We start from the raw sequence: 23,398 nt of genomic DNA on the forward strand, positions 1-23,398 counted from the left end.
CGGACCGGTACAATAGTTGATCGCAACTGGTCCGGAGCTATGAAACATCTCGATTACATATGAGGTGCCGAGTGAATACGCTGACAGCACCCACCGTCGCAGCGTTTAGCTGACGTTTGACGACGGTTCCTATCCATTTACACGCAGATTCTTGATGTGCTGGCGCAAAAGCGGGAGGCCGGCGACTTTTCTTCGTCATCGGGCTGACGCCGCAGAAGCCGGAACTCGTCCGGTTCCTATGGGCATTGGGCTTGGTCGGTCGCACAGGCTCTATGAGGGGCAATTTTGGCAACGCGACGCGACTCGGGTTTTGAACGACGCCGAAAACGCAAGCTGGAAAGGAACAAGATGGCAGATCAACTCGCCAACGAAATAATCGCCATTATCAAGAAGCGCGCCGCGTCGGAGGGCGGCATAGCGCCTGCCACAGGCGGCGAGATAACGGCTGCCACGGGACTGACTTCGCTCGGTATCGATTCACTGGGATTGGCGGACGTTCTCTGGGACCTGGAGCAGGCCTACGGCATCCAGATCGAGATGAATACGGCCGAGGCATGGTCGGATCTCCAGAATGTTGGGGACATGGTGGAAGCCGTGCGCAGCTTGCTCGCTAAGGGGGTGTGAATGGACAGGCGCGTCGTGATTACTGGGATTGGCGGTATTTGCGGGCTTGGGACCAACGCCGCCGCCATTTGGACAGAGATGCGAGAAGGCCGCTCCGCCATCGGCCCAATCGTCAACTCCGAGCTCCATGAATTGAGGGTCAGGATCGGTGCCGAGATCAAGGCGCTGCCGGAGCATGACATCGACGGCAAGCAACTCATCTCCATGGACCGCTTCAGCCTGCTCGCTGTGCTTGCGGCGCGCGAAGCCATGCGTCAGGCCGGACTTTCCTCCAAAGAGGGAAATAGCTATCGCTTCGGTGCGACGGTGGGCGTTGGCGGCTGCGGGTGGGATGCGATCGAGCAAACCTACCGCGCCATCCTTCTGGGCGGTAAGCGTGCCGCTCTCTTGACTGTACCCAAGGCGATGCCGGGTGCCGCTGCCGGCCAGGTCAGCATGAGTCTTGGTCTGCGCGGGCCGGTCTTCGGCGTCACGTCCGCCTGTTCCTCGGCAAACCATGCGATTGCCTGCGCGGTGGACCAGATCAGGCTCGGCCGGGCCGACGTGATGCTTGCCGGCGGCAGCGAAGCGCCGCTCATATGGGGTGTGCTGAAGGCATGGGAAGCGATCCGCGTGCTTTCGCCCGATACTTGCCGGCCATTCTCGGCCGATCGCCAGGGCCTGTCGCTTGGTGAAGGCGCCGGCATGGCGGTGCTGGAAAGCTACGAGCATGCCCTGGCTCGGGGCGCCACCATCCTTGCCGAAATTGCCGGTGCCGGCCTTTCCGCCGATGCGTCCGACATCGTCGCGCCGACTGTCGAGGGGCCGGAGGCAGCAATGCGGGCCTGCCTTGCCGATGCCAGGCTGGACGCCGAGGATGTCGACTATCTCAACGCGCACGGCACCGGCACCAAGGCCAACGACCAGATCGAGACGGCGGCGATCAAGCGCGTCTTCGGTCAGCACGCCTTCTCAATGTCCATTTCTTCTACCAAGTCCATGCACGCGCATTGCCTCGGCGCGTCCGGCGCGCTCGAGTTGATCGCCTGCGTGATGGCTATCCGCGAGAGCGTCGTGCCGCCGACTGCCAATTATCGTGAGCTGGACCCCGATTGCGATCTCGACGTCACGCCCAATGTGGCACGCGAGCGCAAGGTGCGCGTGGCACTGAGCAACTCCTTCGCCTTTGGCGGCACGAACGCGGTTCTGGCGTTCAGGCAGGTGTAGAAGCCATGAGAGATGCCTTCGGCAACATTATCTCTCGCATCCAGATGCTTGCCGGATAACTATTGTGAAGGGCGGGTCATTGACCGCCTCGGCGAATGCGGGAAGTGGCAGCGGAAGCTCGACGATCCGGGGGTATCGTCTTTGCGAAATTCTTAACTGTTGAAGCGGCTTGGACGTACCGCCGCCCCGTAAAAGGTAAGCGAGGCCCTGCGGGCTCGGCTTGAGGGTCTGAAGCTGTACACGACAATGTCTGGAAGCCGCAGGGTCGGCTCTGCGCCCGTTATAGTCGCCTGAGTGCTGCCGGCCCGGCCGCGCCGCGGGCGCCGTCAACGAACTCCTTGAACCTGCGGACCTTGCCTGTCTTGGCCGACGCTTCGAAGCGCGCCGTCGTGCTGGCCTCCAGATCCGCGACATGCTTGCGCAGGGTCGTGGTGGGCGCGAGGCCAAAGATGAAGTCGACGTCGTTGGCGCGGCACCAGTCGATGACCTGCGGGTTGCAATAATGGCTATCGCCGCGGAGCAGGATTCGAATGTTCGGCCAGTTGATCCGGATCGCCCGCACCAGACGGCGCAGGTGGGGGCGGATCTCAGCCCCACTCGGCCGCTTGGCCGGTCGCAGGATCGCGCTGACGAACCGTCCCGCACCATCGAACACGACGATCGGCTGGAAGCCGTACTCGTCATGGTGGGCATTGAACAGGCGAAGCTGTTGGCCTCCGTGCACAGCGTCGAAGGTGTCGTCAATGTCGAGTACGATCCGCTTCGGCACCTGCCGGAACGAGGCGCAATAGAGATCGACCATCGCCCGTCCCATCGCGACCAGCTCCCGCACGCCGGGTAGGTTCTCCAGCCGGCACAGCGTCGATTGCGACGCCAGATCCCGACCCGACGGCAACGCATCCTGGGCCATCTTGAAGACCGGATCGCGGCGCAGCCGGTTGGCGTCGTTGCCGTCCTCGTAGCCGGCGGCGATCATCTTCATGCGAAAGCCGATCATGTCCGCCAGGCTGTGGACGACCTGGTCCGGGCAGCGCGGATCGTCGATGCAACGCGCCAGACGCTCGGCCACCCGCAACCGCTTTTCCACCTCGGCCAAGGCCAGAACGCCGCTGTTGGACGACAGCATGCCGCCGTCGAAACGGGCGACGACGGACTTGCCGCCGACTGATGACAAACCGCTCAGCGGCAGCGCAAGATCGTTCATGGTGGGTGTGGTCTCCGGGAAATGGTTCGGATCGGCTTAAGCAACCAAATCCTACGTCATTTCCGATCAGATCCCGAGCAGCCAGCCAGTATTCGACCGTCGCTGGCGCCTCCGCCCACTGAGGCCTTGTGCTTCCTCCAGCGAGTCAAGCCGATCACCATGCGTGTCGCCAGTTCTGGTGCTCACCCACGTGCCATTTGCGATCTTGTGTCGGTGAGAGCACCGCAAGCACCTCCCCTGCTAGAGGGCAAGGCGGCTTGCGTCGCCCGTGTTGTTACTATTCTTCGCTGTGATCGGAGTTTTTTTGTGGCTTCGGAATCGGGACATTCGGCTTTGCAAAAAAATAGGCCGTCGTGGTCGATCGTCACGCCCCCGAGTTCGGCGGCACGATGGAACGACAACGGCAGCGCAAGCTCCATTTGCGCGAGGGGCTCGTCCCTTCAACTACTTGATGCATTTGCGCTTTGCGTACCTCCGTGCATGTTGCTCGATGCCAGGCGGAGACCTCTGTCTAAAAGATCGCGCATCGATGCAACGCCCACGCGTAGATCGCCATCATCGCGGCGATCGCTTTGCCGGGATCGCCGCAGCCGTTTTCGAGCACGACAACCATGCCAGCGGTGTCGGCAGCGATGCGCATGCAAAAATTCACAGGTGCATTCTAGCCAAAATGCTAGCTGCCCAGCAAATGTCCGGCATTTCGCAAGGCCCCTAGGAAGAGACTGGCATGGCCGTTGGCATCGATCTTGGCCTGCATCGACAGGGGCATGCTGTGCCAGTTCTCCAAGGGCGCAGTGAAATGTGAGAACGTACCGTTGACGATGCAATGGTGGGTAACAAGGCCCTGTCTGTCCAACGCCAGCACGCCGATCTGGTCGCCCTGATATCGGATGGCTGCGACCCGCTGGACCCCCGCGTCACCGTCGACCCGCACGTCGAAAAGCAGGATGCCGCGGCTCCTGGTGGCTACCTCGGCGGCCTTTTCAGCGAAGCTTAAGGAGAGCGAGCGGACGCTTTCGACCGCCAGCTGTAAAACCATCAAATCCAGTTCATCCACTGCCATAAGGTACCTGCGCGCAACACATGGGTGATAGCAATCGACCACACCGCTTGTTCACAGATGTCGGCTCACGACCGATCATTCAGGTTGTTGCCGGACGTCCATTGACCGAGGGAGTGCTCCGGTTCGAACCGATCCTGAAGCGGAATGCGCTGGATCTACGGAACCCGAGGAGCAGGCCAGCCAAAGTTGCCGCGACAATTGATGTCGTGATCATTCCAGGCATCTGCATCGGCGTCGCTGAACATCCCACTGGTAAGTCCGTTGTTTGCGGCAAGCCCATCCTTGGGCCGTCTAGTACCTGAAACCCTCGCGGTGGCGTCCCTCGAAGCTCGGGACCGCCGGGCGCTTGATCGTCGAGAACTTTGTTTACGAAGGTCCGGACCTCCTGCAGAGCTTATTCTGGTGCGCTCGCCTTTGAGCATTCCGCTGAAGCGTGACGTTTCGCTAGTCAGTGTTCCTTGCAGGCTCACCGCGAGGGCGCCTTGCACACAGCTGCACGTCAGCGCATGAAACTCGTCCCCCGTTCACTTCACAAAATGGATTTCCTGAAGTACTGGGAGCGCAGAGAAATCTCCGGTCGCAGCCTACCCGGTTAAAACAAGGACCCAATGATGAAGACTCTCGTCGTCTGCTCCGGCGGATTGGACTCGGTTACCCTTGCTCACAAGGTGGCAGCGGAGCACGAACTCGCCGGCCTCCTATCTTTCGATTACGGCCAACGTCATAGGAAGGAATTGGGCTTCGCCGCCCTTTGCGCGGAGCGACTGAGCGTCCCGCACCGCATCATCGACATCCACGAGATCGGCGGCGGCCTTTCCGGCTCCGCGCTGACCGATAATGTGGACGTGCCCGACGGGCACTACGCCGAAGACACGATGAAGGTCACGGTGGTGCCGAACCGCAACGCCATCATGTTGGCCATTGCCTTCGGCTTCGCCGCAGCGCACGACGCTGACGCGGTGGCGACGGCCGTGCATGGTGGGGATCATTTCATTTATCCCGACTGCCGTCCGGCCTTCATCGACGCTTTCCAGATGATGCAGGACCACGCGCTCGACGGCTACGCGAAAATTCGCATTTATGCACCCTATGTGAATCTCACGAAGGCGGACATTGTTAGGAATGGAGCAGCATACGGCACGCCATTTGCGCAGACCTGGTCCTGCTACAAGGGCGCCGAGCGTCACTGCGGGAGGTGCGGGACCTGCGTCGAGCGGCGCGAGGCGTTTCATCTCTCTGGGCAGCCGGACCCCACCGACTACGAGGACTCCGACTTCTGGCTCGATGCGCTGCGAAGGAGGACCGCGTAATGTTCCGCATCACCAAGGAATTCCACTTCTCAGCCTCGCATCAGCTCACCTCGTTGCCACCCGATCACCAATGCGCTCGCCTGCACGGGCATAACTACATCGTTGAAGTGGAGCTTTCAGCGAGTGGACTGAACGACAACGGCTTCGTGCGCGACTATCACGATTTGGCGCCATTCAAACGCTACATCGACGAGAGCTTCGACCACCGACATCTCAACGACGTGCTGGGACATGAGCAAGTCACGGCGGAATATCTGGCCAGACATTTTTATGAATGGTGCAAGGCACGCCTGCGCGAAACCTCGGCCGTGCGGGTGAGCGAAACGCCGAAAACCTGGGCGGAATACCGGCCATGACCGATACGCATCCCGCAATCCGCGTGAGTGAGATTTTCGGGCCGACGATCCAGGGCGAGGGCGTGCTCATCGGTTTGCCCACGGTCTTCGTCAGAACCGGCGGGTGTGACTATCGCTGTTCCTGGTGCGACAGCCTGCATGCGGTGGACAATCAATTCCGGCATGAATGGGAGATGATGTCCATTGGCGCGGTGTGGCAAAACGTGCTTGCGCTTTCCGGTGGCCGCCCGCTGATGGTATCGCTGTCAGGCGGCAATCCGGCCATCCAGCCGCTCGGCGCGCTCATCGAGCGAGGCCATGGTGAAGGTTACCGTTTTGCGCTGGAAACCCAAGGTTCGGTGGCCAGGGACTGGTTTGCCGACCTTGACGTGCTAGTCCTCAGCCCAAAGCCGCCGTCAAGCCAAATGACGACCGATTGGGCCGCTTTCGAGGCGTGCCTCCAGGCGGCACAAGGCAGGCCGCAAGTCGTGCTCAAGCTCATTGTTTTCGACGAAAGGGACTACGCCTACGCGAAAGACGCCGCTGCGAGATTTCCGCGACTTCCGATCTATCTGCAACCCGGCAATCACACGCCGCCACGCCCCGCAAATGAAGACGCGCCTGTCGACCTTGACGGAATATTGAAGCGCATGGAGTGGCTGGTTGATAGCGTGACCCGCGACAGGTGGTTCGAAGCCCGTGTGCTGCCGCAGCTGCACGTTATGCTCTGGGGTAACAAGAGAGCCGTCTAGCCTGGGCCCGCTTTTCACTGAAACTGCGCCGGCGGATATTCGGGTGGACGGGTTGTCCCACGCTTGACGGCGCTGCCGGGGTGCTTGCGGACTTTCTGCCACCGGCACCAAGAGCGTGGCCAGCCGCTTACGACTCGGAATGTTGCCGAGGCTCGGTTTCGACGGGCGTCGGCCTGGCGCGAACCAATCAAAGGTTAGCGCGAGCCACGGGTGGATAGTGTGGTGGTGCGATGCGGCGGCGCCTGCTGCAGCTGGCACGGTCCTTGCGGATTCTTGTTGCAAGGCCGAAGGGAGCTGTCGGCCGACAACCATGATCTGGCCAGGACGATTGTCGACTGCTTCCGATACAGAAAAGAGGCCGGACTCGACGTGGCGCTTCAGGGACTGCGAAATGGAATACGGCGCCGGAAGGCACGACCGGACGATATCGTCGCTATACCAAGACGCATCTGGTCCGCTCCGAATCCTGTCTCGACACGACGGTCGCCGATCAACAGTGAAAAATGTAGCGCAATCGGTTCACGATCGACTGAGAACCATGACCGTTCCTCTGCGGTGCTCAGACTGCCGCTGAGTGCCTGGCCGTTCCACTTTCGAAATATTTGTCGAACTTTGCCGCGATGCTTCTGACAAAGGGCCGGCTTTCCGCCGGCACGACGAAGAGGTCACCATCAAGTTCAAGCAGCCGCGCAGGACCATGAAGAGCCGTGGAACTCGCCTTGAGGAGAAGTCTTTGGCCGGCTTCGCCAAAGCGCTCCACCAGCTCAATCGCCGAGAAGGCGAAGTCACACATCAATCGCTCGATGATCCAGCCGCGAACACGGTCGTCGTCGGAAAGCGCGATACCCCGAACAGCGGCCAGCCCGCCATCAGCAACCATGCGTCCATACTCGGCGGTCGAAGGCATATTCTGTGCATAGCCCTGGCGAAACTGGCTGATGGACGATGGGCCGAGGCCGATCAATGTCTCGTAGCAGTCCTCGGTGTAGCCTTGGAAGTTCCGGTGCAAAGTCCCGGCGCGTGCCGCAAGCGCCAGCGCATCGCCCGGCTTGGCGAAATGATCGAGCCCGATTGCTTCGTATCCCTGGTCCATGATCGCCCGCGCTGCCAATTGCGATTGGGCAAACCGCTCCGCCGGACCCGGCAGCCATGCCTCGTCGATCATCGTCTGATGTTTCTTGAACCACGGCACATGGGCGTAGCCAAAAAGCGCGATCCGATCCGGTTCCAGGGTCAGTGCCTGCGCGACGGTGGAGGAGACACTCTCCCTGGTCTGGTGTGGCAAGCCGTAGAGCAGGTCCAGATTGACCGATTCGACGCCGCGCGAACGGACGCCGTCGACTACCGCTTTGGTCTGCAAAAAGCTCTGCTCGCGGTTAATTGCCTTTTGCACCTTCGGGTCAAAATCCTGGACGCCGAGGCTCGCCCTTGTCATGCCGATTTCGGCAAGTGCATCGAGGCGGGCATCGTCCATATCGTTGGGTTCGATTTCAACGCTGATCATTGCACCGGGGAGAAAGGTGAAGCTGTTGCGCAGGACGGTTCCCAGCGCCACCAGATCCTCCGGTTTGAGCATCGTTGGCGAACCGCCGCCGAAATGGACGGCACGCACGCGGCCCTTGCCTGCGACAAGACTGGAGACGGTTGCGATCTCGGCATGCAGTGAGCGCAGATATGTGGTCACTGGTTCGTAGTGGCGTGTCTGCTTGGTATGGCAAGCGCAGAACCAGCAAAGCTTGTCGCAATACGGGATGTGCAGATAGAGCGAGATCTCATCGCCATCGTTGAGCGCCTGCAGCCAGCCACGACAAATTGCAGCATCAATGCCTGTATGAAAATGCGGCGCTGTCGGATAACTGGTATAGCGCGGGACGTTCTCGCCAAGTCTGGCAGCTAGCTCCAGTCGCATGTCGTGGTCCACCGTGTTTGCGTCGCCGGAACTGTGGATGCTTGGATGAGCCTAAGCCCTGATTTCGATCAACCTTCAGCACGGACAAACTGCCGCAAGGATTTTTCTACCGTCGATTGCTATCCTGCCCGCACTGGACCGGTAGAGCGATCGAATGACATTACGGCAGGACACTCACAGTTCCGGCATTCCCGTTCTTTGCCTGTCTTGCGAGGCACGGCACCGCGGTGTCTGTGGTGCGCTCGAACCAGACCATTTGGCTCAGCTCGCCAAGACGTCGTCGCGGCACAATATCGAGCCGGGGGTCGAACTGATCGGCGACGCCGAGGCGGTCGACTGTTATTCAAACGTGCTTTCAGGCGTGGTGAAGCTGACGAAGAGCCTTTCGGACGGCCGCCAGCAGATCGTCGGTCTCCAGTTCGCGCCGGATTTTCTGGGACGGCCCTTCAAGATGAAAAGCGCGATCAATGCGGAAGCGGCAACAGCTGTCTCGCTATGCTCGTTTCCGAGAGCGGCCATCGAACGGTTGATGAAGGAATCACCGGAATTTGTGCATCGCCTGTTCAAGCAGGCGCTGAACGAACTCGACGAGGCACGCGAATGGATGGTGACTCTGGGGCGCAAGACCGCACCGGAGAAGGTGGCGAGCTTTCTCCTCATGATCGCCCGGAACATCGATTCCAGTGTTGACCCGGCGGCTAGGTCGGCGTGCTTCGAGCTGCCGATGACGCGTGCCGACATCTCTGATTTCCTTGGAATTACAAACGAGACCGTGAGCCGTCAGCTGACCAGCCTGAGAATGGACGGCGTGATTCGGATCGAGAACAACCGCCGTGTCACCGTGGACAGCATGAGCCGGCTGGAACGGCGCTGCGGCGGCCGAGGCGCAACCGCCGTTTGAATGACACCGAAGCTGCATGGCCTACGTCACTTATTTCGTTCGGGGCAGGGCATGCTCGCGTTGGGCTTAGAAGAAGCCGCATAGCGACAGCCCGCTCTCCATCCGATCGCCTGAGCAAGGTGTGTTTCGGCCAACTCGTCGGCGAAGCATCCATCCTCGAGGTGCTCGACGTGCAACCGGCTGTTCCAGGCAGGATTGCACTCGGCCGAAGTCAATACGCCTCATACGCAGGGGAAAATCGCCGTCTCCCCGAACCATGAATGTCACGAAGGCAGCGCAACGCTGGCGCTGGATGTCCCTAGGCATTGAAACGATCGACGTTCGGCAAGGCATCGGCCTACTTTCCAGCGTCACAGAAGGCGCGCTTCCCCACACGCCCGCGATCGCCTCCATACCCGGCCCGACCGGGGACGCGGGGCCTGTCCATAAGCGTGGCGGCCGGTGCTGCGCTTCCACATTCGATCGCCACAGTCTGATCGCACCGAACTCGATGCTGCTCGAAGCAAAATCGTGCGGCTCTGACATGGATCAGGGCGAGCAGGCCACGGCTGCGCAATAAGGCACTGCGGTTGGCGCCCGCCGGAATTGGATATCGGGACTTGCGATGAAATTCGGCACAGAGATCGTCCTTCTAAGCCTATTTGCGTTTGCGGCCCTGGTGGCTGCCGGCTTCGGCGTAGATGAACCTTTTCGCCGGCATATGTGGGTTTTGTTCTTCGCCGTGGCTGGCTTCATTGCGATTCTGTTGCGCAACACGGAGTTCAAGCCGGCAGTTCCGATCGACCCCGCCGCTTACATGGATGGGCCGATCCGATACGGTGCCATCGCCACCGTATTCTGGGGCGTCGTCGGCATGCTGGTCGGCGTGGTCATCGCCCTGCAGCTCGCCTACCCCGATCTCAACATCCAGCCCTGGTTCAATTTCGGCCGTTTACGGCCATTGCATACGTCGGGGGTCGTCTTCGCTTTCGGCGGCAACGCGCTGCTCTGCACGTCCCTGTATGTCGTCCAGCGCACCTGCCGCGCTCGGCTGTTCGGCGGCGATCTCGCCTGGTTCGTGTTCTGGGGCTATCAGCTGTTCATCGTCATGGCCGCGACCGGCTACCTGCTCGGCATAACCGAGAGCCGCGAATACGCCGAGCCCGAATGGTATGTGGACATCTGGCTGACCATCGTCTGGGTCGCCTATCTCGTCCTGTTCCTCGGCACGATCCTGAAGCGCAAGGAACCGCACATCTATGTCGCCAACTGGTTCTACCTTGCCTTCATCGTGACCATCGCAATGCTGCATGTGGTCAACAACCTGTCGATGCCTGCCTCGTTCCTGGGCTCCAAGAGTTACTCCGCCTTCTCCGGGGTCCAGGACGCCCTGACGCAATGGTGGTACGGCCACAACGCCGTCGGCTTTTTCCTCACCGCCGGCTTCCTCGGCATGATGTATTATTTCGTTCCCAAGCAGGCCAACCGACCGGTCTATTCCTACCGGCTGTCGATCATCCACTTCTGGGCTTTGATCTTTCTCTACATCTGGGCCGGTCCGCACCACCTCCACTACACCGCACTCCCTGACTGGGCGCAGACGCTCGGAATGGTGTTCTCGATCATGCTCTGGATGCCGTCATGGGGCGGCATGATCAACGGCCTGATGACGCTATCCGGCGCCTGGGACAAGATCCGGACCGACCCGATCATCCGCATGATGGTGATGGCCATCGCCTTCTACGGCATGTCGACCTTCGAAGGTCCCATGATGTCGATCAAGACGGTCAATTCGCTGTCGCACTATACCGACTGGACCATAGGTCACGTGCACTCCGGTGCGCTCGGCTGGGTTGGGATGATCTCGTTCGGCGCGATCTACTACATGGTGCCGAAGCTTTGGAGACGTGAACGGCTCTATTCGCTGCGGCTCGTCACCTGGCACTTCTGGCTGGCGACACTTGGGATCGTCGTCTACGCCGCTGTCATGTGGGTGTCCGGCATCATGCAGGGCCTGATGTGGCGCGAGTACGACGAGCAGGGCTTCCTGGTCTACTCCTTTGCCGAAACTGTGGCCGCCATGCACCCCTACTATGTCATGCGCGCCATCGGCGGCGCGATGTATCTGTCGGGCGCCCTCATCATGGCCTGGAACATCGCCATGACCATCCTCGGCTACCAGCGCGAGGAGGATCCGATGCCGCGCTCCATCCCCGCCCTCCAGCCTGTGCGATCAGGAGCCAGAAAATGGGCCTGATGGACAGACACGCGGTCATCGAGAAGAACGCCACACTTCTTCTCCTCGGGTCCCTGCTGGTCGTAACAATCGGCGGCATCGTCGAGATCGCACCGCTCTTCTATCTCGACAACACGATCGAGAAGGTTGAAGGCATGCGCCCTTACTCGCCACTCGAACTGGTGGGGCGCAACATCTATGTGCGCGAGGGCTGCTACCTCTGCCATAGCCAGATGATCCGGCCGTTCCGTGACGAGGTCGAGCGCTACGGCCACTATAGCCTGGCGGCCGAGTCGATGTACGACCACCCGTTCCAGTGGGGCTCGAAGCGCACCGGGCCGGATCTCGCCCGGGTCGGCGACCGCTACTCCAACGCATGGCATGTCCAGCATCTCACCGAACCACGCTCCGTGGTGCCGGAATCGATCATGCCGGGCTATGCCTTCCTGAAGGACATGCCCATCGAGGTGAAGGATTTCTCGACGCATCTGATCGCCAACAGCCGTGTCGGTGTGCCCTATTCAGACGACATGATCGCTCATGCCAATGCCGATCTCATGGCGCAGGCCGATGCGAATGCCGACACATCGGGCCTGGAGAGACGCTATCCGAAAGTCAAGGTTGGGGACTTCGACGGCGATCCGCAGCAGGTCACCGAAATGGATGCGCTGGTCGCCTATTTGCAGATGCTCGGCACGCTGGTCGATTTCAGGACCTATGACGAAGCCGCCGGTTACCGCTGAGGAGAATGGCGATGACCTACAATTTCATGCGGGAGTTTGCCGACAGCTGGGGCCTGCTTGCCATGGCGCTTTTCTTCCTCGGATGCGTTGCCTTTGCACTTCGTCCCGGCAGCCGCAGGCAAGCCGAGAGAGCCGCTCACATTCCTCTCAAGGACGACTGATCATGGGCAGCGAGCATATCGACGAGGTTTCGGGCATCTCGACGACCGGCCATGAGTGGGACGGCATCAAGGAACTCAACAACCCGCTTCCGCGCTGGTGGGTCATCACCTTCTACATCACCATTGCCTGGGCGATCGGCTACACCGTCGTCTATCCGGCATGGCCGATGCTGACTTCCGCGACCAGGGGTGTGCTGGGGTATTCGAGCCGCAAAGACGTCAAGAATGAACTGGCGGCGGCCGAAGTGGCCAAGGGTAAATATGTCGCTGCCATTCAGGCGAAGACCGTCTCCGAGATTACTGCCGACGATACGTTACGCGAATTCGCCGTCGCCGCAGGTGGCGCCGCGTTCAAGGTCAATTGCGTGCAGTGCCATGGCTCGGGCGCTCAAGGGTCCAAGGGTTTTCCCAACCTAAACGACGACGATTGGCTGTGGGGTGGCAACGCCGAACAGATCCAGCAGACGATTGCGCACGGCATCCGCTTCGCATCAGACCCGGATACGCGCCTGTCGGAAATGCCTGCTTTTGGCGACATCATCACGACGGATCAGATCAAGCAAGTCGGCGCCTATGTCGCAAGCCTCTCCGATCCTGTTCAGGACACAAGCCTGATCGAACTCGGCGCCAATGTTTTCGCCGAGAATTGTGCGGCCTGTCATGGTGAGAATGCAAAGGGCAACAGGGAGCTCGGCGCACCCGACCTGACCGACGCGATCTGGCTATACGGGTCTGGCGAAACAGCCATCGCCGCGCAGGTCCGCGCGCCGAAGCACGGCGTCATGCCGGCCTGGATCGGGCGTCTCGGCGAGATCAAGGCCAAGGAACTCGCGGTCTATGTCCATTCGCTTGGTGGCGGAGAATAGGTACGCAGCCTATTCTCGTCCTCCCCCCACCGCCAAGCGACGAGGCCCGGCGCGAGCCGGGCCTCGGCATCATCCAGAAACCGATGGGTCGCTGGTGACTGGAGCTTCTCGTGCTCGATAACACGCAAATAGAACGGCTCGAAGCCGATGCGGTCAACTCCGCCAAGACCCGTCAGCCGCTCTATGCCGCACGCAAGAAGATCTTCCCGGCCCGGGCCTCTGGCAGTTTCCGCCGCTTCAAGTGGTCGGTGATGGCAATCACGCTGGGGATCTACTACCTGACGCCCTGGCTGCGGTGGGATCGCGGGCCATTTGCCCCTGACCAGGCCGTGCTGGTCGATCTTGCCAACCGCCGCTTCTACTTCTTCTTCATCGAGATATGGCCGCAGGAATTCTACTACGTCGCCGGCCTGCTGGTCATGGCCGGTATCGGCCTTTTCCTGATCACATCCACCGTCGGCCGGGCCTGGTGCGGCTATACGTGCCCGCAGACCGTGTGGGTCGATCTGTTTCTGGTCGTCGAGCGAGCCATCGAGGGCGACCGCAACGCGCGCATCAAGCTCGATGCCGGTCCCTGGACTGCGCGCAAACTCGTGCTGCGAACATCGAAACACGCCATTTGGCTGGTCATAGGGGTGCTGACCGGCGGCGCCTGGATCTTCTATTTCGCCGATGCGCCGACGCTGCTTGGGGAACTCTTCACCGGCACCGCGGCCCCCGTCGCCTACATCACCGTGCCCGTGCTGACGGCGACGACCTATACGTTCGGCGGGCTGATGCGCGAGCAGGTCTGCACCTACATGTGCCCATGGCCGCGCATCCAGGCGGCCATGCTCGACGAGAATTCCCTCACCGTCACCTATAATGACTGGCGCGGCGAACCGCGCTCGCGTCACGCCAAGAGGGTCCTTGCCGCCGGGCAGCCCGTCGGCGACTGCGTCGACTGCAATGCCTGTGTCGCGGTGTGCCCGATGGGGATCGACATTCGTGATGGCCAGCAGCTTGAATGCATCACCTGCGCGCTCTGCATCGATACCTGTGACGGTATCATGGACAAGCTCGGCAGGGAGCGCGGACTGATTTCCTATGCGACGCTGGCCGACTACAACGCCAATATGAGGCTGGCGACCCCGGGCGGCTCCGGTTCAGTCAACCCGTCACTGGTCAGGAGCGCTGACGGCCTGTTCTCCGACAAGGTGGCCCGTTTCCATATCCGCAAGATCTTTCGCCCGCGCACCTTCATCTACATGGGCGCCTGGTCGGCGGTCGGTCTCGCGCTGCTCTATTCGCTGCTGACCCGCGAACGGCTCGAATTGAATGTCCTGCACGATCGCAACCCGCAGTTCGTGACGCTGTCCGACGGTTCGATCCGCAACGGCTACACCGTCAAGCTGCTCAACATGATCCCCGAACCAAGAACGATCATTGTCACGATGCAGGGCCTGCATGGAGCCGAAATGAGCGTTGTCGGTATCGACCTGGCGGCGGATCGCTCCTTCGCCATCCCGGTCGAACCCGACCGGCTCAAGATGCTCAAGGTTTTCGTGCGTCAGCCGGCAGATCAGGTTCGGGGTGCAGCGCAAAGCTTCAAGTTCCGGGTCGAAAACAAGGCAACGTTCGAGTCGGACGAATACACGGCCACTTTCAACGCACCGGAGATCGCCAGATGAGCGACACCTCGCGACAATCCCGCGAATTCACCGGCAGGCATATGCTGTTCACCATCCTTGGCTTCTTCGGCGTGGTCATAGCGGTCAATCTGACGATGGCGACGCTCGCCAACACGAGCTGGACCGGCCTTGTCGTCGAAAACACCTATGTGGCGAGCCAGCAATTCAACAAAAAGGCCGAGCAAGGGCGAGCTCAGGCAGCCCTCGGCTGGACTGGCAAACTGACCATCGCAGGCGGTGAGGTCCGCTACAGCCTCACCGATGCTGTCGGCAAGCCGGTTGCCTTGCATGGCGTCAAGGTGCTGTTTCGTCATCCCGCCTACGAGGCCGAGGACAAATCCGTCACTCTTGAGGCTGCCTCCGGTCAGATATTCGCCGCGCACCACATGCCCAACGATGGCGTCTGGATCGTCGAAATCGACGCCGATGCGAGCCTTGCGAAACCCTATCGCGACGTTCGCCGGATCATGATTTCCCACGGGGCGCTGCAATGAGCTGCTGCGCGCCAGGCGCCGAAATGGCATTGGACCTGGAAAAGGTCACACTGGTCCTGCCTTCTGGCCAGGAAATCAGACTGGCGAGCCGCTCGATTGGCGAAAATCTTCGCCAGACCGACCTCTCGGTGCCGGCTGTGCATTGTGCCGCCTGCATCCAGACGATCGAGACGGCGATCGGCAAGCTGGATCGCGTCGAAGGCGCTCGTGTCAATCTTTCAACGAAACGTGTTTCGGTCCGGTGGCGCGGCGACGAGGTTCCGCCATTCGTCGCCACACTTGGACGGCTGGGCTATGGCGCGCACCTGTTCGATCCCGAGGCTGACGGGAAGGACAGGACGCTCTCGGAACTGATCCGCGCCGTCGCGGTCGCCGGCTTTGCGGCGGGCAACATCATGCTGCTATCAGTCTCCGTCTGGTCCGGCGCGCAAGGCGCGACCCGCGACCTGTTCCATTGGATCTCGGCCTTGATTGCCATTCCTGCGCTCGCTTTCGCCGGCGGCATCTATTTTCGCTCGGCCTGGAATGCGCTGCGCCACAGCCGCATGAACATGGACGTGCCGATCGCGGTCGGGGTATCGCTCGCTTACGCCATGAGCCTCTACGAGACGATCAACCATGGCGACCATGCTTATTTCGACGCGTCGGTGTCGCTGCTGTTCTTTCTGCTGATCGGCCGCACGCTGGATCACGTGATGCGGGAACGGGCACGGACGGCCGTAAACGGACTGGCTCGGCTGGCGGCGCGCGGCGCCATGGTGCTGCGCGAGGATGGTTCGCGCGACTACTTGCCGGTTGGCGAGATCGAACCAGGAATGGAGCTCTTGATTGCGGCTGGCGAGAGGGTGCCCATCGACGGCAGGATCATTGGCGGGGCATCGGATCTCGACTGTTCCCTGGTTTCCGGGGAAAGCACGCCCAGAACGGTGGGCCCGGGGGCGCAGGTCCAGGCCGGTACACTCAATCTCACCGGTCCGCTGACCATCGAGGCGACGGCCGCCGCGAAGGATTCATTCCTGGCCGAAATCGTTCGGCTGATGGAAGCGGCAGAGGGCGGCCGCGCCCGCCATCGCAGGATCGCCGATCGCGTCTCCGCGCTCTATGCCCCCGTGGTCCACCTCACCGCCTTTGTGACGTTCCTCGGCTGGATGGCGGCGACCGGCGACTGGCACCGGGCCATAACCATCGCCATCGCCGTTTTGATCATTACATGCCCGTGTGCGCTCGGTCTCGCCGTGCCGATCGTGCAGGTGGTCGCTGCGCGGCGGCTGTTTGAAAGCGGCGTCATGGTCAGGGACGGCTCCGCCATGGAGCGCCTGGCGGGGATCGACACGGCATTGTTCGACAAAACCGGCACGCTTACGCTCGGACTGCCCAGGCTGATCAATGCGCCGTCCATCGATCCGACGATGCTCGCCATGGCGGCCGAGATGGCAGCGCATTCCCGCCATCCCTTTTCGAAGGCAATCGCTGGCAATGCAGCCTTTGCCGGCCAGCCGAAACTCGCGTCCGTCAGCGAGCATCCGGGCTTCGGCATCGAAGCCATCGCCGAGGGCAGTACCTGGCGGCTGGGTCGCCGCGGATGGCGTGAGTGGAAAGCTCGGATCGGCGGCGAAGGCAAACAAGGCTATGGCGGAACCGTTCTGACGAAGGACGGGGTCATTGTCGCGACTTTCGATTTCGAGGATGAGCTGCGTGCCGATGCCAAGGCGGCCATCGAGCAACTGAACGGCGCCGGCGTGTCGGTGGAGATGCTGTCGGGCGACACAGAAGCTGCCTGCGGCGAAGTCGCGGAAGCACTGGGCGTCGAGCGCTTCGTTCCCGCGTTGCTTCCCTCCGGGAAGGTCGAACACATCGAAGCATTGACGCGAACTGGCCACAAGGTGCTGATGGTCGGCGATGGGCTCAACGACACGCCTGCATTGGGCGCCGCACACGTTTCGATCGCTCCGGCCACGGCGGCGGATATCGGTCGCAACGCCGCGGATTTCGTGTTCCTGCGTAAAAGTCTTCTGGCGGTCCCACTTGCTTTAGACATTTCGCGGAAGGCCGGACGGCTGATCCGGCAGAACATCGCCATCGCGATCGTTTACAATGGCATCGCCGTGCCGGTCGCCATTCTGGGGCACGTTACGCCACTGATCGCGGCGGTCGCGATGTCCGCCTCGTCCCTCCTGGTCATCGGCAATGCGCTACGTCTGCAAGGTTTCGTGTCAAATGCATCGGTGCAAGATGCCCGACATGACAGGCGCTCGGACATTGGCGCACTGGCACAATCCTCATGACGACGCTCGCCTACCTCATACCTGTGGCCCTGTTCCTCGGAGCGCTTGGGCTGGCGGGGTTCCTGTGGGCCTTGAGGAGCGGCCAATATGAAGATCTCGATGGCGCCGCCGAGCGGATCCTGATCGACCGCGACGAGCCACGCAGTTGACCCAGCCTGCCCTGCGAGGACTCGCTCGAATATTTTCCGCGGTTGCTTCGCGTCATGCCGATTTCGGCGCGCGACGGGTGCGAACGGATCAGCCAGAATACGTTGCCGAACTTTCGGCCAGGAAAGGGCCGCACCGAACGGGAAGCCGGCCATTCCATGATGACCTGACCAGATCATGGTGTGCCGGTCGACCAGTCGACCGTGAACCCGCCGTTGCCGCGTTTATCGAGCCTGGTTGATCCACATCAGGGTTATCTCTTCATAGGCATGGTTTCATTGAGCATTTTTGAACGGAGAACGGATGTCTAACGGACGGTTAGGTCGCGTGGAGACGCTTGGGGAGATGAGCCGCAAACCGTGGATCGATTGCGATGCGTTCCAGTGCCCTTCGTCGCAGATAGCCGACGCAATGGCGGCACGCTGATGGCCGGCTCTGTCGATAGATTCGACGTTATTGTGGTCGGAGCCGGGCCGGTCGGACTTTCCTTCGCCGCGTCGCTTGCCCAGAGCCGACTCAAGGTGGCGGTGGTTGAACGGCAGTCGCTCGAAAGCCTGGCGAATCCGGCTTTCGACGGTCGCGAGATCGCGCTGACCCACGCATCGGTTGGAATCCTTCGCGAGCTCGGCGCCTGGGATGCCATCCCCGCTTCGGACAAATCACCGCTACAAGGCGCGCGCGTGCTCAACGGATCGAGCCCTTTCGCCCTGAGCTTCGATTCTCCCAGCGGATCTGGGGAACCACTCGGAATTCTGGTCCCAAATTGTCGGATCCGCGACGCCCTGTTCAAGCTTGTCCACTTCCAGGATCATGCCCAGCTGCTGTGCGGCCGCTCGGTCGTCAATGCAACAACCAGCCACAAAGAAGCAGTCATAACGCTCTCTGATGGCAGGCAATTGGCCGCTCGGCTGCTCGTTGCAGCGGATTCGCGTTTGTCCCCGACGCGCGACCTGCTCGGCATTGGCGCCGACATCAATCGGCTTGGCAACTCCATGCTGATTTGCCGAGTGAGGCACGAGCGCGCCCATCACCAGATCGCGGTCGAATGGTTCGATCACCATCAGACGATAGCGATGTTGCCGCTCATGGAAGGCGTGTCGTCGCTGCTTCTCACTTTGCGCTCAAGCGAGGCCGACAGACTGCTTGCTCTCGACGACGATTTGTTCCTGATGGAATCGACGAGCCGGTGTCGAGGACGCCTCGGAAAGATGACCTTGGCAAGCACCCGCCATGCCTATCCGCTGGTCACGACCTGGGCGCACAAGTTCTGGGCTCCGAGTGCGGCACTGATCGGCGATGCTGCCCTCGGCATGCACCCGGTGACCGCGCATGGCTTCAACATCGGCCTCAGCGGCCAGAAGCAACTCGCCGATGGAATCCTGGCGGCATGTCGTGAGCGCCGCGACATTGCTGATCCCGACATGCTCGGCAGATACGAAAGGCGGCTGCGTCTGTCGGCGGCACCGCTCTATCATGCTACGAATGTACTTGTCGCTCTCTACTCAGGCGAGCACCCGACGGCACGGCTTGCAAGACATGCGGGGCTTCGCTTTGCCCAATATCTTCCCTTTATCCGCCATGGCATTTCGGCCATGCTCAGGCGGTGAATCGCAGGCAGCGCTGCCGCTCTGGAACGCTATCTCGGCCCGGCTTCCTTTTGTCTCGCCGGGCGCGTTTGATGCCGTTCGTAAGGCTGCTTCCATGGTGACGATGCCGATCCTGGGATGGTTCGGATCAAGGCATAGCACGGTTAAGATCTCGATGGTCAGCCGGCAATCCTAACAGCAGACGTGCGACCCGGAGCCATGGTGAGCGCACTGGTTACCCCCGCTGGATAGTTAACCCGTCCTTCAGTGGGCTTGCGTAAGCTTGTCGTCGCGAACAACGATGGGAGCAAGCCGGTCCGTCCATGGCCCCGAAGAATGAAGACACGCTGGAGGCCAAAATCCGTCAGGATCAGCTTGCTGACCTGAGGACCGGCCTCTTCGTGTCGATGCCGATAAGCGCTATCCTGTCAGGCCTGATTTGGGCGGTGCACGCCCTTTCTGGCAGCGGCTTTGCCGCTGCAATCTGGTTCCTGGTCGTCAATGCGATAAATGCCGCCCGCCTTGCACTCGCGCGTTATCAGCTAAAGGAAACAGGGCGCCATGACAATTTCGTGGGGGTTTTGCCGCGGCTTCGCTGGTTTGGCATCCTTGCTCTTCTGGCAGGGTTTGCCTGGTCCTTCCTGGCCGTCCTGACTGTTGGATACACGACACCTCAAGCACCGCTGCATCTGGTCATTCTGGCGGGCATTTCAGCTGGTGCGGTTACATACGGCAGTTCGTATGCCGCGGCGGCGATCAACTTCATCACACCTCCGCTCCTCATCACGGTGGGATGCCTTTTGGCGAAAGGCAATTTTGAAGATTACATTCTGGCTTTTACCGTTCTGCTTTTCATGGGCGGCTTGGTTCGAGCTTCGTGTGTTGGGCAAGCACGGTTCCGCGAAGCGAGCCGCCTGAGGCATGAGGCCGAGCGGCTTGCGGCGGAGATGAAGGCCAGTTCCAGGCAGGACCACCTGACGGCCCTTCTCAACAGGCGTGGCCTCGAAGACGCAATCGGACGTTTCGAGACCGCGGATGGCCCCTTCGTGGCAATGCTGGTTGATCTGGACGGGTTCAAATCCGTCAACGATACCTACGGTCACAGGACCGGTGATGAACTGCTTGTAAGGATCGCCCGCCGCATAGAGGAGGAAGCACCGGAAGGCTCAACGCTCGCTCGTATCGGCGGCGATGAATTCGTGCTGTTTTTTCCCTCAACGAGGGTTTCGCTTTCTGCCAGTGATCTCGCCTCCAATATCATAGCCAAAATTGCCCGACCCTATATCGAGGTCGCGTCCGTCCGTGTCGGGGCATCGATAGGAATATACTTGGCGCAGACGCCGGGCCTGACGGAAATGTTGTTGCGGGCGGATATCGCCCTTTATACGGCCAAGCGTCGTGGCAGGAACGAATTTTGCCTGTTCGATGCCGAACTCGACAGGGAACTGCAACGCCGCCAGTCCGTCGAACGGGACCTTCATTCGGCGATAAAGACGAGAAGCTTGCAACCTTGGTTCCAGCCGATCGTGAAACTCGACACCGAGGCCGTGGTCGGTTTTGAAGCCTTGCTGAGGTGGTCCCATCCGACTCATGGTGCCATCTCTCCACCCGAAATCATCACAGCTGCACGCGAAACCGGAATGCTTCAGCTGCTGACGCAAACCGTATTCGCCGACTGTTGTGCTTTTATCGACGGCTTGGTGAAAGCTGACTGTCGTAACGTTCGTGTGGCGATGAATGTTTCGCCGCGCGAACTGGAAGCCGGCGATATCGACGACATGGTTCTGGATGGTCTGGCGGCAAAAGGCCTCCCTGCAACGATGTTCGAAATCGAGATTACCGAAGAATCCCCGGTGGACCCGGACAGAGTGGATGAAAAGCTCGGACGGCTTTCACATGCGGGCATTTCCATCGCGCTCGATGACTTCGGCACCGGCTTTTCCACGTTGGCATCGCTCAAGGACAGTCGGATACGCAAGGTGAAAATAGACCAGGGCTTCATTCGCGGCTTGGCCAAGTCCCGAGAGGACCGACTGCTTGTCAAATCGGTCATCGATCTCGGTAACATGCTCGGGATCGAGGTCATGGCCGAGGGCGTCGAAACAGAGGCGGATCGGCAAACCCTGCACAAGCTTGGCTGCCGAACCGCTCAAGGCTTCCTGTTCTCCAAGGCTGTGCCTCTGAGCCAAGCACTGGAAATGGCAGTCAAACAGCACGCGAACCAGTTGTGACCGCTCCCGCCGCGCCGTCTCTCGCGGCCGTGCGCTCATGAGTGACGGGTATCTGAACTTCCTTGTTTGAAGAGCATGACAATCCGTGCTGTGCGTCAGCCGGCGAACAGTTCCTTGTAGCCGGTCGTCACCATCCAGTTCGCCCGGTCGATATGGCTGCGAAGAGCCTTGCGGGCGCGGACCGGTTCAAGGGCCGGGTCGATGCCTAGAATGAGATCGGCCATCTCCTCTTCGCTGGCATTGTCGGCGCAGGCATCCAGGATCCGCAGGTAGATCGTGAAATGCTCCCTGTCGTAGCTCGTGAGGTTCTCCGACCAGGGGACTTCGTCGCACAGAGTTGAGTTTCGAGTCTCATCTGTTCCCATTGATCGATTCATGCCTGCGAACCTCGCCTGTTGAGCGCCCGCAGCATATCCCAAAATGGGATAATCCGAAACCGGGATTAGTCGCTGATCCGGTCTTTACCCGACCGGTTCGCCTACATGCCCAAGTCTCTTCGATCGCCCCGCCACCAGCGGTTTCTGGCCCAGCTGGTTTCCCTGCGCAAGGCCAAAGGCCTGACTCAGGCGCAGGTGGCCGAGAAGCTTGATCGTCCCCAATCCTTCGTGGCCAAGTACGAGGGTGGAGAGCGTCGTCTCGACGTCATCGAGTTTCTCGACTTAACTGCGGCGCTTGACGCTGATCCGTGCGAGATTCTGTCCAGCCTGCGGTCCTAGCGGGCGCCCGCGCGCCTAACGGCTCGCGCCGGTGCCGTGAACCGAGCGCGCTTTTCTTCGGCAAGCTGCCATTCCGCTGCGGGTGGGTCTTTACCAGGCCATGCCGATATAGGATGATAATCCTAGGTGGGGCGATTCCTCAACGGAGATCGCAATGGCTAGGACCAAACTTTCCAGGCAGCTTTCACAGGCTGAAATCGAGCGCTTTCTGGCGGAGGCGGAACGGCTGCACAAGAGCATCGTCCAGCCGCTTCTATCACCTAGCAGCGACCATTACCGGGCTCTCCAACGCACCCATGACGCGCTGTTAAAGACGGTGAAGGATATCACGGGTAAGGATGCGCCGTTCATTCAATGGTTCGGAACAGGGCCGGTGAATTAGACCAGACTTATAGACTCCAGGCTGCAAACGTCGCATTCTCTCTTCGGGGAGAAGGGGCGTGGGCAACCATCGCTATCAAGACAATCGGTACAACCGTCGCAGGTATGGCGAGCGCCATCGTTCGAAGGACGTTCCGTTGTGGGCAAAGATCGTTGCTGGTGGAACAATCCTGGCTGGCTTTCTTGCCTTCGAAATCGGCCCTGCCGCTGTCGGCTGCAACATCAAAGCCAATATCAGCTACAACACGGGCGAGCGAATCTATCATGTTCCCGGACAGGAATATTACTGGGAGACGCGCATCAACCTGTTGAAAGGCGAGCGCTGGTTTTGTTCGGAGGAAGCCGCGCGCAAGGCTGGGTGGCGGAAGTCTCGGGTCTGAGCGTCCGTGGTAAATGCTTGCGAAAATGCTGCATCGCACATGTTTTCGGTGCAGCATTCATTTGAAGTATTATCGCGATCCGTTCGAAAAATCTGTCCAGCCTGCCGTCCTGGCGGGCGCCCGCGCGCCTGACGACGCGCACCAGGTGCTCGTGAACCGAGCCCGCTTTTCTTCGGCAAGCTCAGGCGGTCTCGGCCATTCGGCTTCGCCCCTTGGCGT

The 23,398-nt window shown here is 60.7% G+C and carries 23 protein-coding genes and 2 pseudogenes; 19 read left to right on the plus strand and 6 right to left on the minus strand.

Going from position 1 to position 23,398, the window contains the following annotated elements; all coding sequences use genetic code 11:
• Positions 1 to 348 precede the first annotated feature (348 nt).
• Both NKJ94_RS27385 and NKJ94_RS27390 read left to right on the plus strand, forming a co-directional pair.
• Complete coding sequence (locus NKJ94_RS27385) at positions 349 to 624, plus strand: acyl carrier protein (RefSeq protein WP_352458906.1); 276 nt, start codon at positions 349 to 351, stop codon at positions 622 to 624.
• A complete protein-coding gene (locus NKJ94_RS27390; protein ID WP_352453892.1) occupies positions 625 to 1,830 on the plus strand; it encodes a beta-ketoacyl-[acyl-carrier-protein] synthase family protein in 1,206 nt (401 codons plus the stop codon).
• On the opposite strand, the pseudogene NKJ94_RS27395 reads toward NKJ94_RS27390, so the two are convergent.
• The 4 genes and pseudogenes from NKJ94_RS27395 to NKJ94_RS27410 all read right to left on the minus strand — a co-directional run.
• Positions 1,817 to 1,981: pseudogene (locus tag NKJ94_RS27395) on the minus strand (LysR family transcriptional regulator); the annotation flags it as partial. The gene NKJ94_RS27390 and the pseudogene NKJ94_RS27395 overlap by 14 nt on opposite strands.
• 168 nt (positions 1,982 to 2,149) lie before the next feature.
• Positions 2,150 to 3,034: pseudogene (locus NKJ94_RS27400) on the minus strand (IS1380 family transposase); the annotation flags it as partial.
• 511 nt (positions 3,035 to 3,545) lie between these two features.
• The gene (locus NKJ94_RS27405) at positions 3,546 to 3,674 is read right to left on the minus strand and encodes a hypothetical protein (RefSeq protein WP_352516155.1); all 129 of its coding nucleotides are present in this window, start codon (positions 3,672 to 3,674) and stop codon (positions 3,546 to 3,548) included.
• A 33-nt stretch (positions 3,675 to 3,707) separates the two neighbouring features.
• The gene (locus tag NKJ94_RS27410; protein ID WP_352529521.1) at positions 3,708 to 4,097 is read right to left on the minus strand and encodes a hypothetical protein; all 390 of its coding nucleotides are present in this window, start codon (positions 4,095 to 4,097) and stop codon (positions 3,708 to 3,710) included.
• A gap of 611 nt (positions 4,098 to 4,708) precedes the next feature.
• On the opposite strand from NKJ94_RS27410, the gene queC reads away from it, so the two are divergent.
• Genes queC through queE form a run of 3 tightly spaced genes read left to right on the plus strand, consistent with a single transcriptional unit; the run spans position 4,709 to position 6,494 of the window.
• Complete coding sequence (queC, locus tag NKJ94_RS27415; protein WP_023679622.1) at positions 4,709 to 5,407, plus strand: 7-cyano-7-deazaguanine synthase QueC; 699 nt, start codon at positions 4,709 to 4,711, stop codon at positions 5,405 to 5,407.
• The gene (queD, locus tag NKJ94_RS27420; RefSeq protein ID WP_352529523.1) at positions 5,407 to 5,763 is read left to right on the plus strand and encodes a 6-carboxytetrahydropterin synthase QueD; all 357 of its coding nucleotides are present in this window, start codon (positions 5,407 to 5,409) and stop codon (positions 5,761 to 5,763) included. Before queC ends, queD begins: the two co-directional genes overlap by 1 nt.
• On the plus strand, positions 5,760 to 6,494 hold the full coding sequence (gene queE / locus NKJ94_RS27425; RefSeq protein ID WP_352453860.1) for a 7-carboxy-7-deazaguanine synthase QueE: 735 nt from the start codon (positions 5,760 to 5,762) through the stop codon (positions 6,492 to 6,494). The genes queD and queE overlap by 4 nt, the downstream gene beginning before the upstream one ends.
• Before the next feature lie 559 nt (positions 6,495 to 7,053).
• Here the strand turns inward: queE and hemN are convergent.
• On the minus strand, positions 7,054 to 8,403 hold the full coding sequence (gene hemN, locus NKJ94_RS27430; protein ID WP_352529525.1) for an oxygen-independent coproporphyrinogen III oxidase: 1,350 nt from the start codon (positions 8,401 to 8,403) through the stop codon (positions 7,054 to 7,056).
• A gap of 154 nt (positions 8,404 to 8,557) precedes the next feature.
• On the opposite strand from hemN, the gene NKJ94_RS27435 reads away from it, so the two are divergent.
• The 11 genes from NKJ94_RS27435 to NKJ94_RS27485 all read left to right on the plus strand — a co-directional run bounded on the left by NKJ94_RS27435 (position 8,558) and on the right by NKJ94_RS27485 (position 21,702).
• Positions 8,558 to 9,304 (plus strand): Crp/Fnr family transcriptional regulator, encoded by a 747-nt coding sequence (locus NKJ94_RS27435; RefSeq protein WP_352516160.1) that lies wholly within the window; start codon positions 8,558 to 8,560, stop codon positions 9,302 to 9,304.
• 604 nt (positions 9,305 to 9,908) lie between these two features.
• Positions 9,909 to 11,540, plus strand: a complete 1,632-nt coding sequence (gene ccoN, locus NKJ94_RS27440) for a cytochrome-c oxidase, cbb3-type subunit I (protein WP_352529527.1) — start codon at positions 9,909 to 9,911, stop codon at positions 11,538 to 11,540.
• Complete coding sequence (gene ccoO, locus NKJ94_RS27445) at positions 11,531 to 12,262, plus strand: cytochrome-c oxidase, cbb3-type subunit II (RefSeq protein WP_352529529.1); 732 nt, start codon at positions 11,531 to 11,533, stop codon at positions 12,260 to 12,262. The genes ccoN and ccoO overlap by 10 nt, the downstream gene beginning before the upstream one ends.
• 11 nt (positions 12,263 to 12,273) lie before the next feature.
• Positions 12,274 to 12,423 (plus strand): cbb3-type cytochrome c oxidase subunit 3, encoded by a 150-nt coding sequence (locus tag NKJ94_RS27450; RefSeq protein WP_023679629.1) that lies wholly within the window; start codon positions 12,274 to 12,276, stop codon positions 12,421 to 12,423.
• 2 nt (positions 12,424 to 12,425) lie between these two features.
• Positions 12,426 to 13,289, plus strand: a complete 864-nt coding sequence (gene ccoP, locus NKJ94_RS27455) for a cytochrome-c oxidase, cbb3-type subunit III (protein WP_352529531.1) — start codon at positions 12,426 to 12,428, stop codon at positions 13,287 to 13,289.
• A gap of 110 nt (positions 13,290 to 13,399) precedes the next feature.
• Positions 13,400 to 14,959, plus strand: a complete 1,560-nt coding sequence (ccoG, locus tag NKJ94_RS27460) for a cytochrome c oxidase accessory protein CcoG (protein WP_352529533.1) — start codon at positions 13,400 to 13,402, stop codon at positions 14,957 to 14,959.
• Positions 14,956 to 15,453 (plus strand): FixH family protein, encoded by a 498-nt coding sequence (locus NKJ94_RS27465; protein ID WP_352529535.1) that lies wholly within the window; start codon positions 14,956 to 14,958, stop codon positions 15,451 to 15,453. The genes ccoG and NKJ94_RS27465 overlap by 4 nt, the downstream gene beginning before the upstream one ends.
• On the plus strand, positions 15,450 to 17,738 hold the full coding sequence (locus tag NKJ94_RS27470; protein ID WP_352529537.1) for a cation-translocating P-type ATPase: 2,289 nt from the start codon (positions 15,450 to 15,452) through the stop codon (positions 17,736 to 17,738). Before NKJ94_RS27465 ends, NKJ94_RS27470 begins: the two co-directional genes overlap by 4 nt.
• Positions 17,735 to 17,887: a cbb3-type cytochrome oxidase assembly protein CcoS gene (ccoS, locus tag NKJ94_RS27475; protein ID WP_023679633.1), complete on the plus strand. Its 153-nt coding sequence runs from the start codon at positions 17,735 to 17,737 to the stop codon at positions 17,885 to 17,887. Before NKJ94_RS27470 ends, ccoS begins: the two co-directional genes overlap by 4 nt.
• A 423-nt stretch (positions 17,888 to 18,310) precedes the next feature.
• Positions 18,311 to 19,492, plus strand: coding sequence for a 5-demethoxyubiquinol-8 5-hydroxylase UbiM (gene ubiM / locus NKJ94_RS27480; RefSeq protein ID WP_352529551.1), 1,182 nt, complete (start codon positions 18,311 to 18,313; stop codon positions 19,490 to 19,492).
• Between the two features lie 302 nt (positions 19,493 to 19,794).
• Positions 19,795 to 21,702 (plus strand): putative bifunctional diguanylate cyclase/phosphodiesterase, encoded by a 1,908-nt coding sequence (locus tag NKJ94_RS27485; protein ID WP_352529539.1) that lies wholly within the window; start codon positions 19,795 to 19,797, stop codon positions 21,700 to 21,702.
• A 95-nt stretch (positions 21,703 to 21,797) separates the two neighbouring features.
• On the opposite strand, the gene NKJ94_RS27490 is transcribed toward NKJ94_RS27485, so the two are convergent.
• Positions 21,798 to 22,067 carry a DNA -binding domain-containing protein gene (locus NKJ94_RS27490; RefSeq protein ID WP_023722036.1) on the minus strand — a complete coding sequence of 90 codons (270 nt, stop codon included), beginning with the start codon at positions 22,065 to 22,067 and terminating at the stop codon, positions 21,798 to 21,800.
• Between the two features lie 117 nt (positions 22,068 to 22,184).
• Between NKJ94_RS27490 and NKJ94_RS27495 the strand changes: the two genes are divergently transcribed.
• The 3 genes from NKJ94_RS27495 (at position 22,185) to NKJ94_RS27505 (ending at position 23,179) form a co-directional block, all read left to right on the plus strand.
• On the plus strand, positions 22,185 to 22,418 hold the full coding sequence (locus NKJ94_RS27495) for a helix-turn-helix domain-containing protein (protein ID WP_023679646.1): 234 nt from the start codon (positions 22,185 to 22,187) through the stop codon (positions 22,416 to 22,418).
• Between the two features lie 154 nt (positions 22,419 to 22,572).
• Complete coding sequence (locus NKJ94_RS27500) at positions 22,573 to 22,800, plus strand: hypothetical protein (protein ID WP_352529541.1); 228 nt, start codon at positions 22,573 to 22,575, stop codon at positions 22,798 to 22,800.
• 58 nt (positions 22,801 to 22,858) lie between these two features.
• Positions 22,859 to 23,179, plus strand: coding sequence for a sunset domain-containing protein (locus NKJ94_RS27505; protein WP_352529543.1), 321 nt, complete (start codon positions 22,859 to 22,861; stop codon positions 23,177 to 23,179).
• The last annotated feature ends 219 nt before the right edge of the window (positions 23,180 to 23,398 follow it).

Source organism: Mesorhizobium sp. M0060, assembly GCF_040323155.1.
Classification (GTDB): Bacteria; Pseudomonadota; Alphaproteobacteria; order Rhizobiales; family Rhizobiaceae; genus Mesorhizobium.

Coding starts and splice junctions, on each gene's coding strand:
- NKJ94_RS27465 (WP_352529535.1), top strand. CDS start 14,956: ATGAGCGACACCTCGCGACAATCCCGCGAATTCACCGGCAGGCATATG.
- queD (WP_352529523.1), top strand. CDS start 5,407: ATGTTCCGCATCACCAAGGAATTCCACTTCTCAGCCTCGCATCAGCTC.
- NKJ94_RS27435 (WP_352516160.1), top strand. CDS start 8,558: ATGACATTACGGCAGGACACTCACAGTTCCGGCATTCCCGTTCTTTGC.
- ccoS (WP_023679633.1), top strand. CDS start 17,735: ATGACGACGCTCGCCTACCTCATACCTGTGGCCCTGTTCCTCGGAGCG.
- ccoN (WP_352529527.1), top strand. CDS start 9,909: ATGAAATTCGGCACAGAGATCGTCCTTCTAAGCCTATTTGCGTTTGCG.
- NKJ94_RS27405 (WP_352516155.1), bottom strand. CDS start 3,674: ATGCGCATCGCTGCCGACACCGCTGGCATGGTTGTCGTGCTCGAAAAC.
- NKJ94_RS27495 (WP_023679646.1), top strand. CDS start 22,185: ATGCCCAAGTCTCTTCGATCGCCCCGCCACCAGCGGTTTCTGGCCCAG.
- NKJ94_RS27470 (WP_352529537.1), top strand. CDS start 15,450: ATGAGCTGCTGCGCGCCAGGCGCCGAAATGGCATTGGACCTGGAAAAG.
- NKJ94_RS27490 (WP_023722036.1), bottom strand. CDS start 22,067: ATGGGAACAGATGAGACTCGAAACTCAACTCTGTGCGACGAAGTCCCC.
- ubiM (WP_352529551.1), top strand. CDS start 18,311: ATGGCCGGCTCTGTCGATAGATTCGACGTTATTGTGGTCGGAGCCGGG.
- NKJ94_RS27390 (WP_352453892.1), top strand. CDS start 625: ATGGACAGGCGCGTCGTGATTACTGGGATTGGCGGTATTTGCGGGCTT.
- ccoP (WP_352529531.1), top strand. CDS start 12,426: ATGGGCAGCGAGCATATCGACGAGGTTTCGGGCATCTCGACGACCGGC.
- queE (WP_352453860.1), top strand. CDS start 5,760: ATGACCGATACGCATCCCGCAATCCGCGTGAGTGAGATTTTCGGGCCG.
- queC (WP_023679622.1), top strand. CDS start 4,709: ATGAAGACTCTCGTCGTCTGCTCCGGCGGATTGGACTCGGTTACCCTT.
- NKJ94_RS27500 (WP_352529541.1), top strand. CDS start 22,573: ATGGCTAGGACCAAACTTTCCAGGCAGCTTTCACAGGCTGAAATCGAG.
- NKJ94_RS27485 (WP_352529539.1), top strand. CDS start 19,795: ATGGCCCCGAAGAATGAAGACACGCTGGAGGCCAAAATCCGTCAGGAT.
- ccoO (WP_352529529.1), top strand. CDS start 11,531: ATGGGCCTGATGGACAGACACGCGGTCATCGAGAAGAACGCCACACTT.
- NKJ94_RS27450 (WP_023679629.1), top strand. CDS start 12,274: ATGACCTACAATTTCATGCGGGAGTTTGCCGACAGCTGGGGCCTGCTT.
- NKJ94_RS27385 (WP_352458906.1), top strand. CDS start 349: ATGGCAGATCAACTCGCCAACGAAATAATCGCCATTATCAAGAAGCGC.
- hemN (WP_352529525.1), bottom strand. CDS start 8,403: ATGCGACTGGAGCTAGCTGCCAGACTTGGCGAGAACGTCCCGCGCTAT.
- NKJ94_RS27410 (WP_352529521.1), bottom strand. CDS start 4,097: ATGGCAGTGGATGAACTGGATTTGATGGTTTTACAGCTGGCGGTCGAA.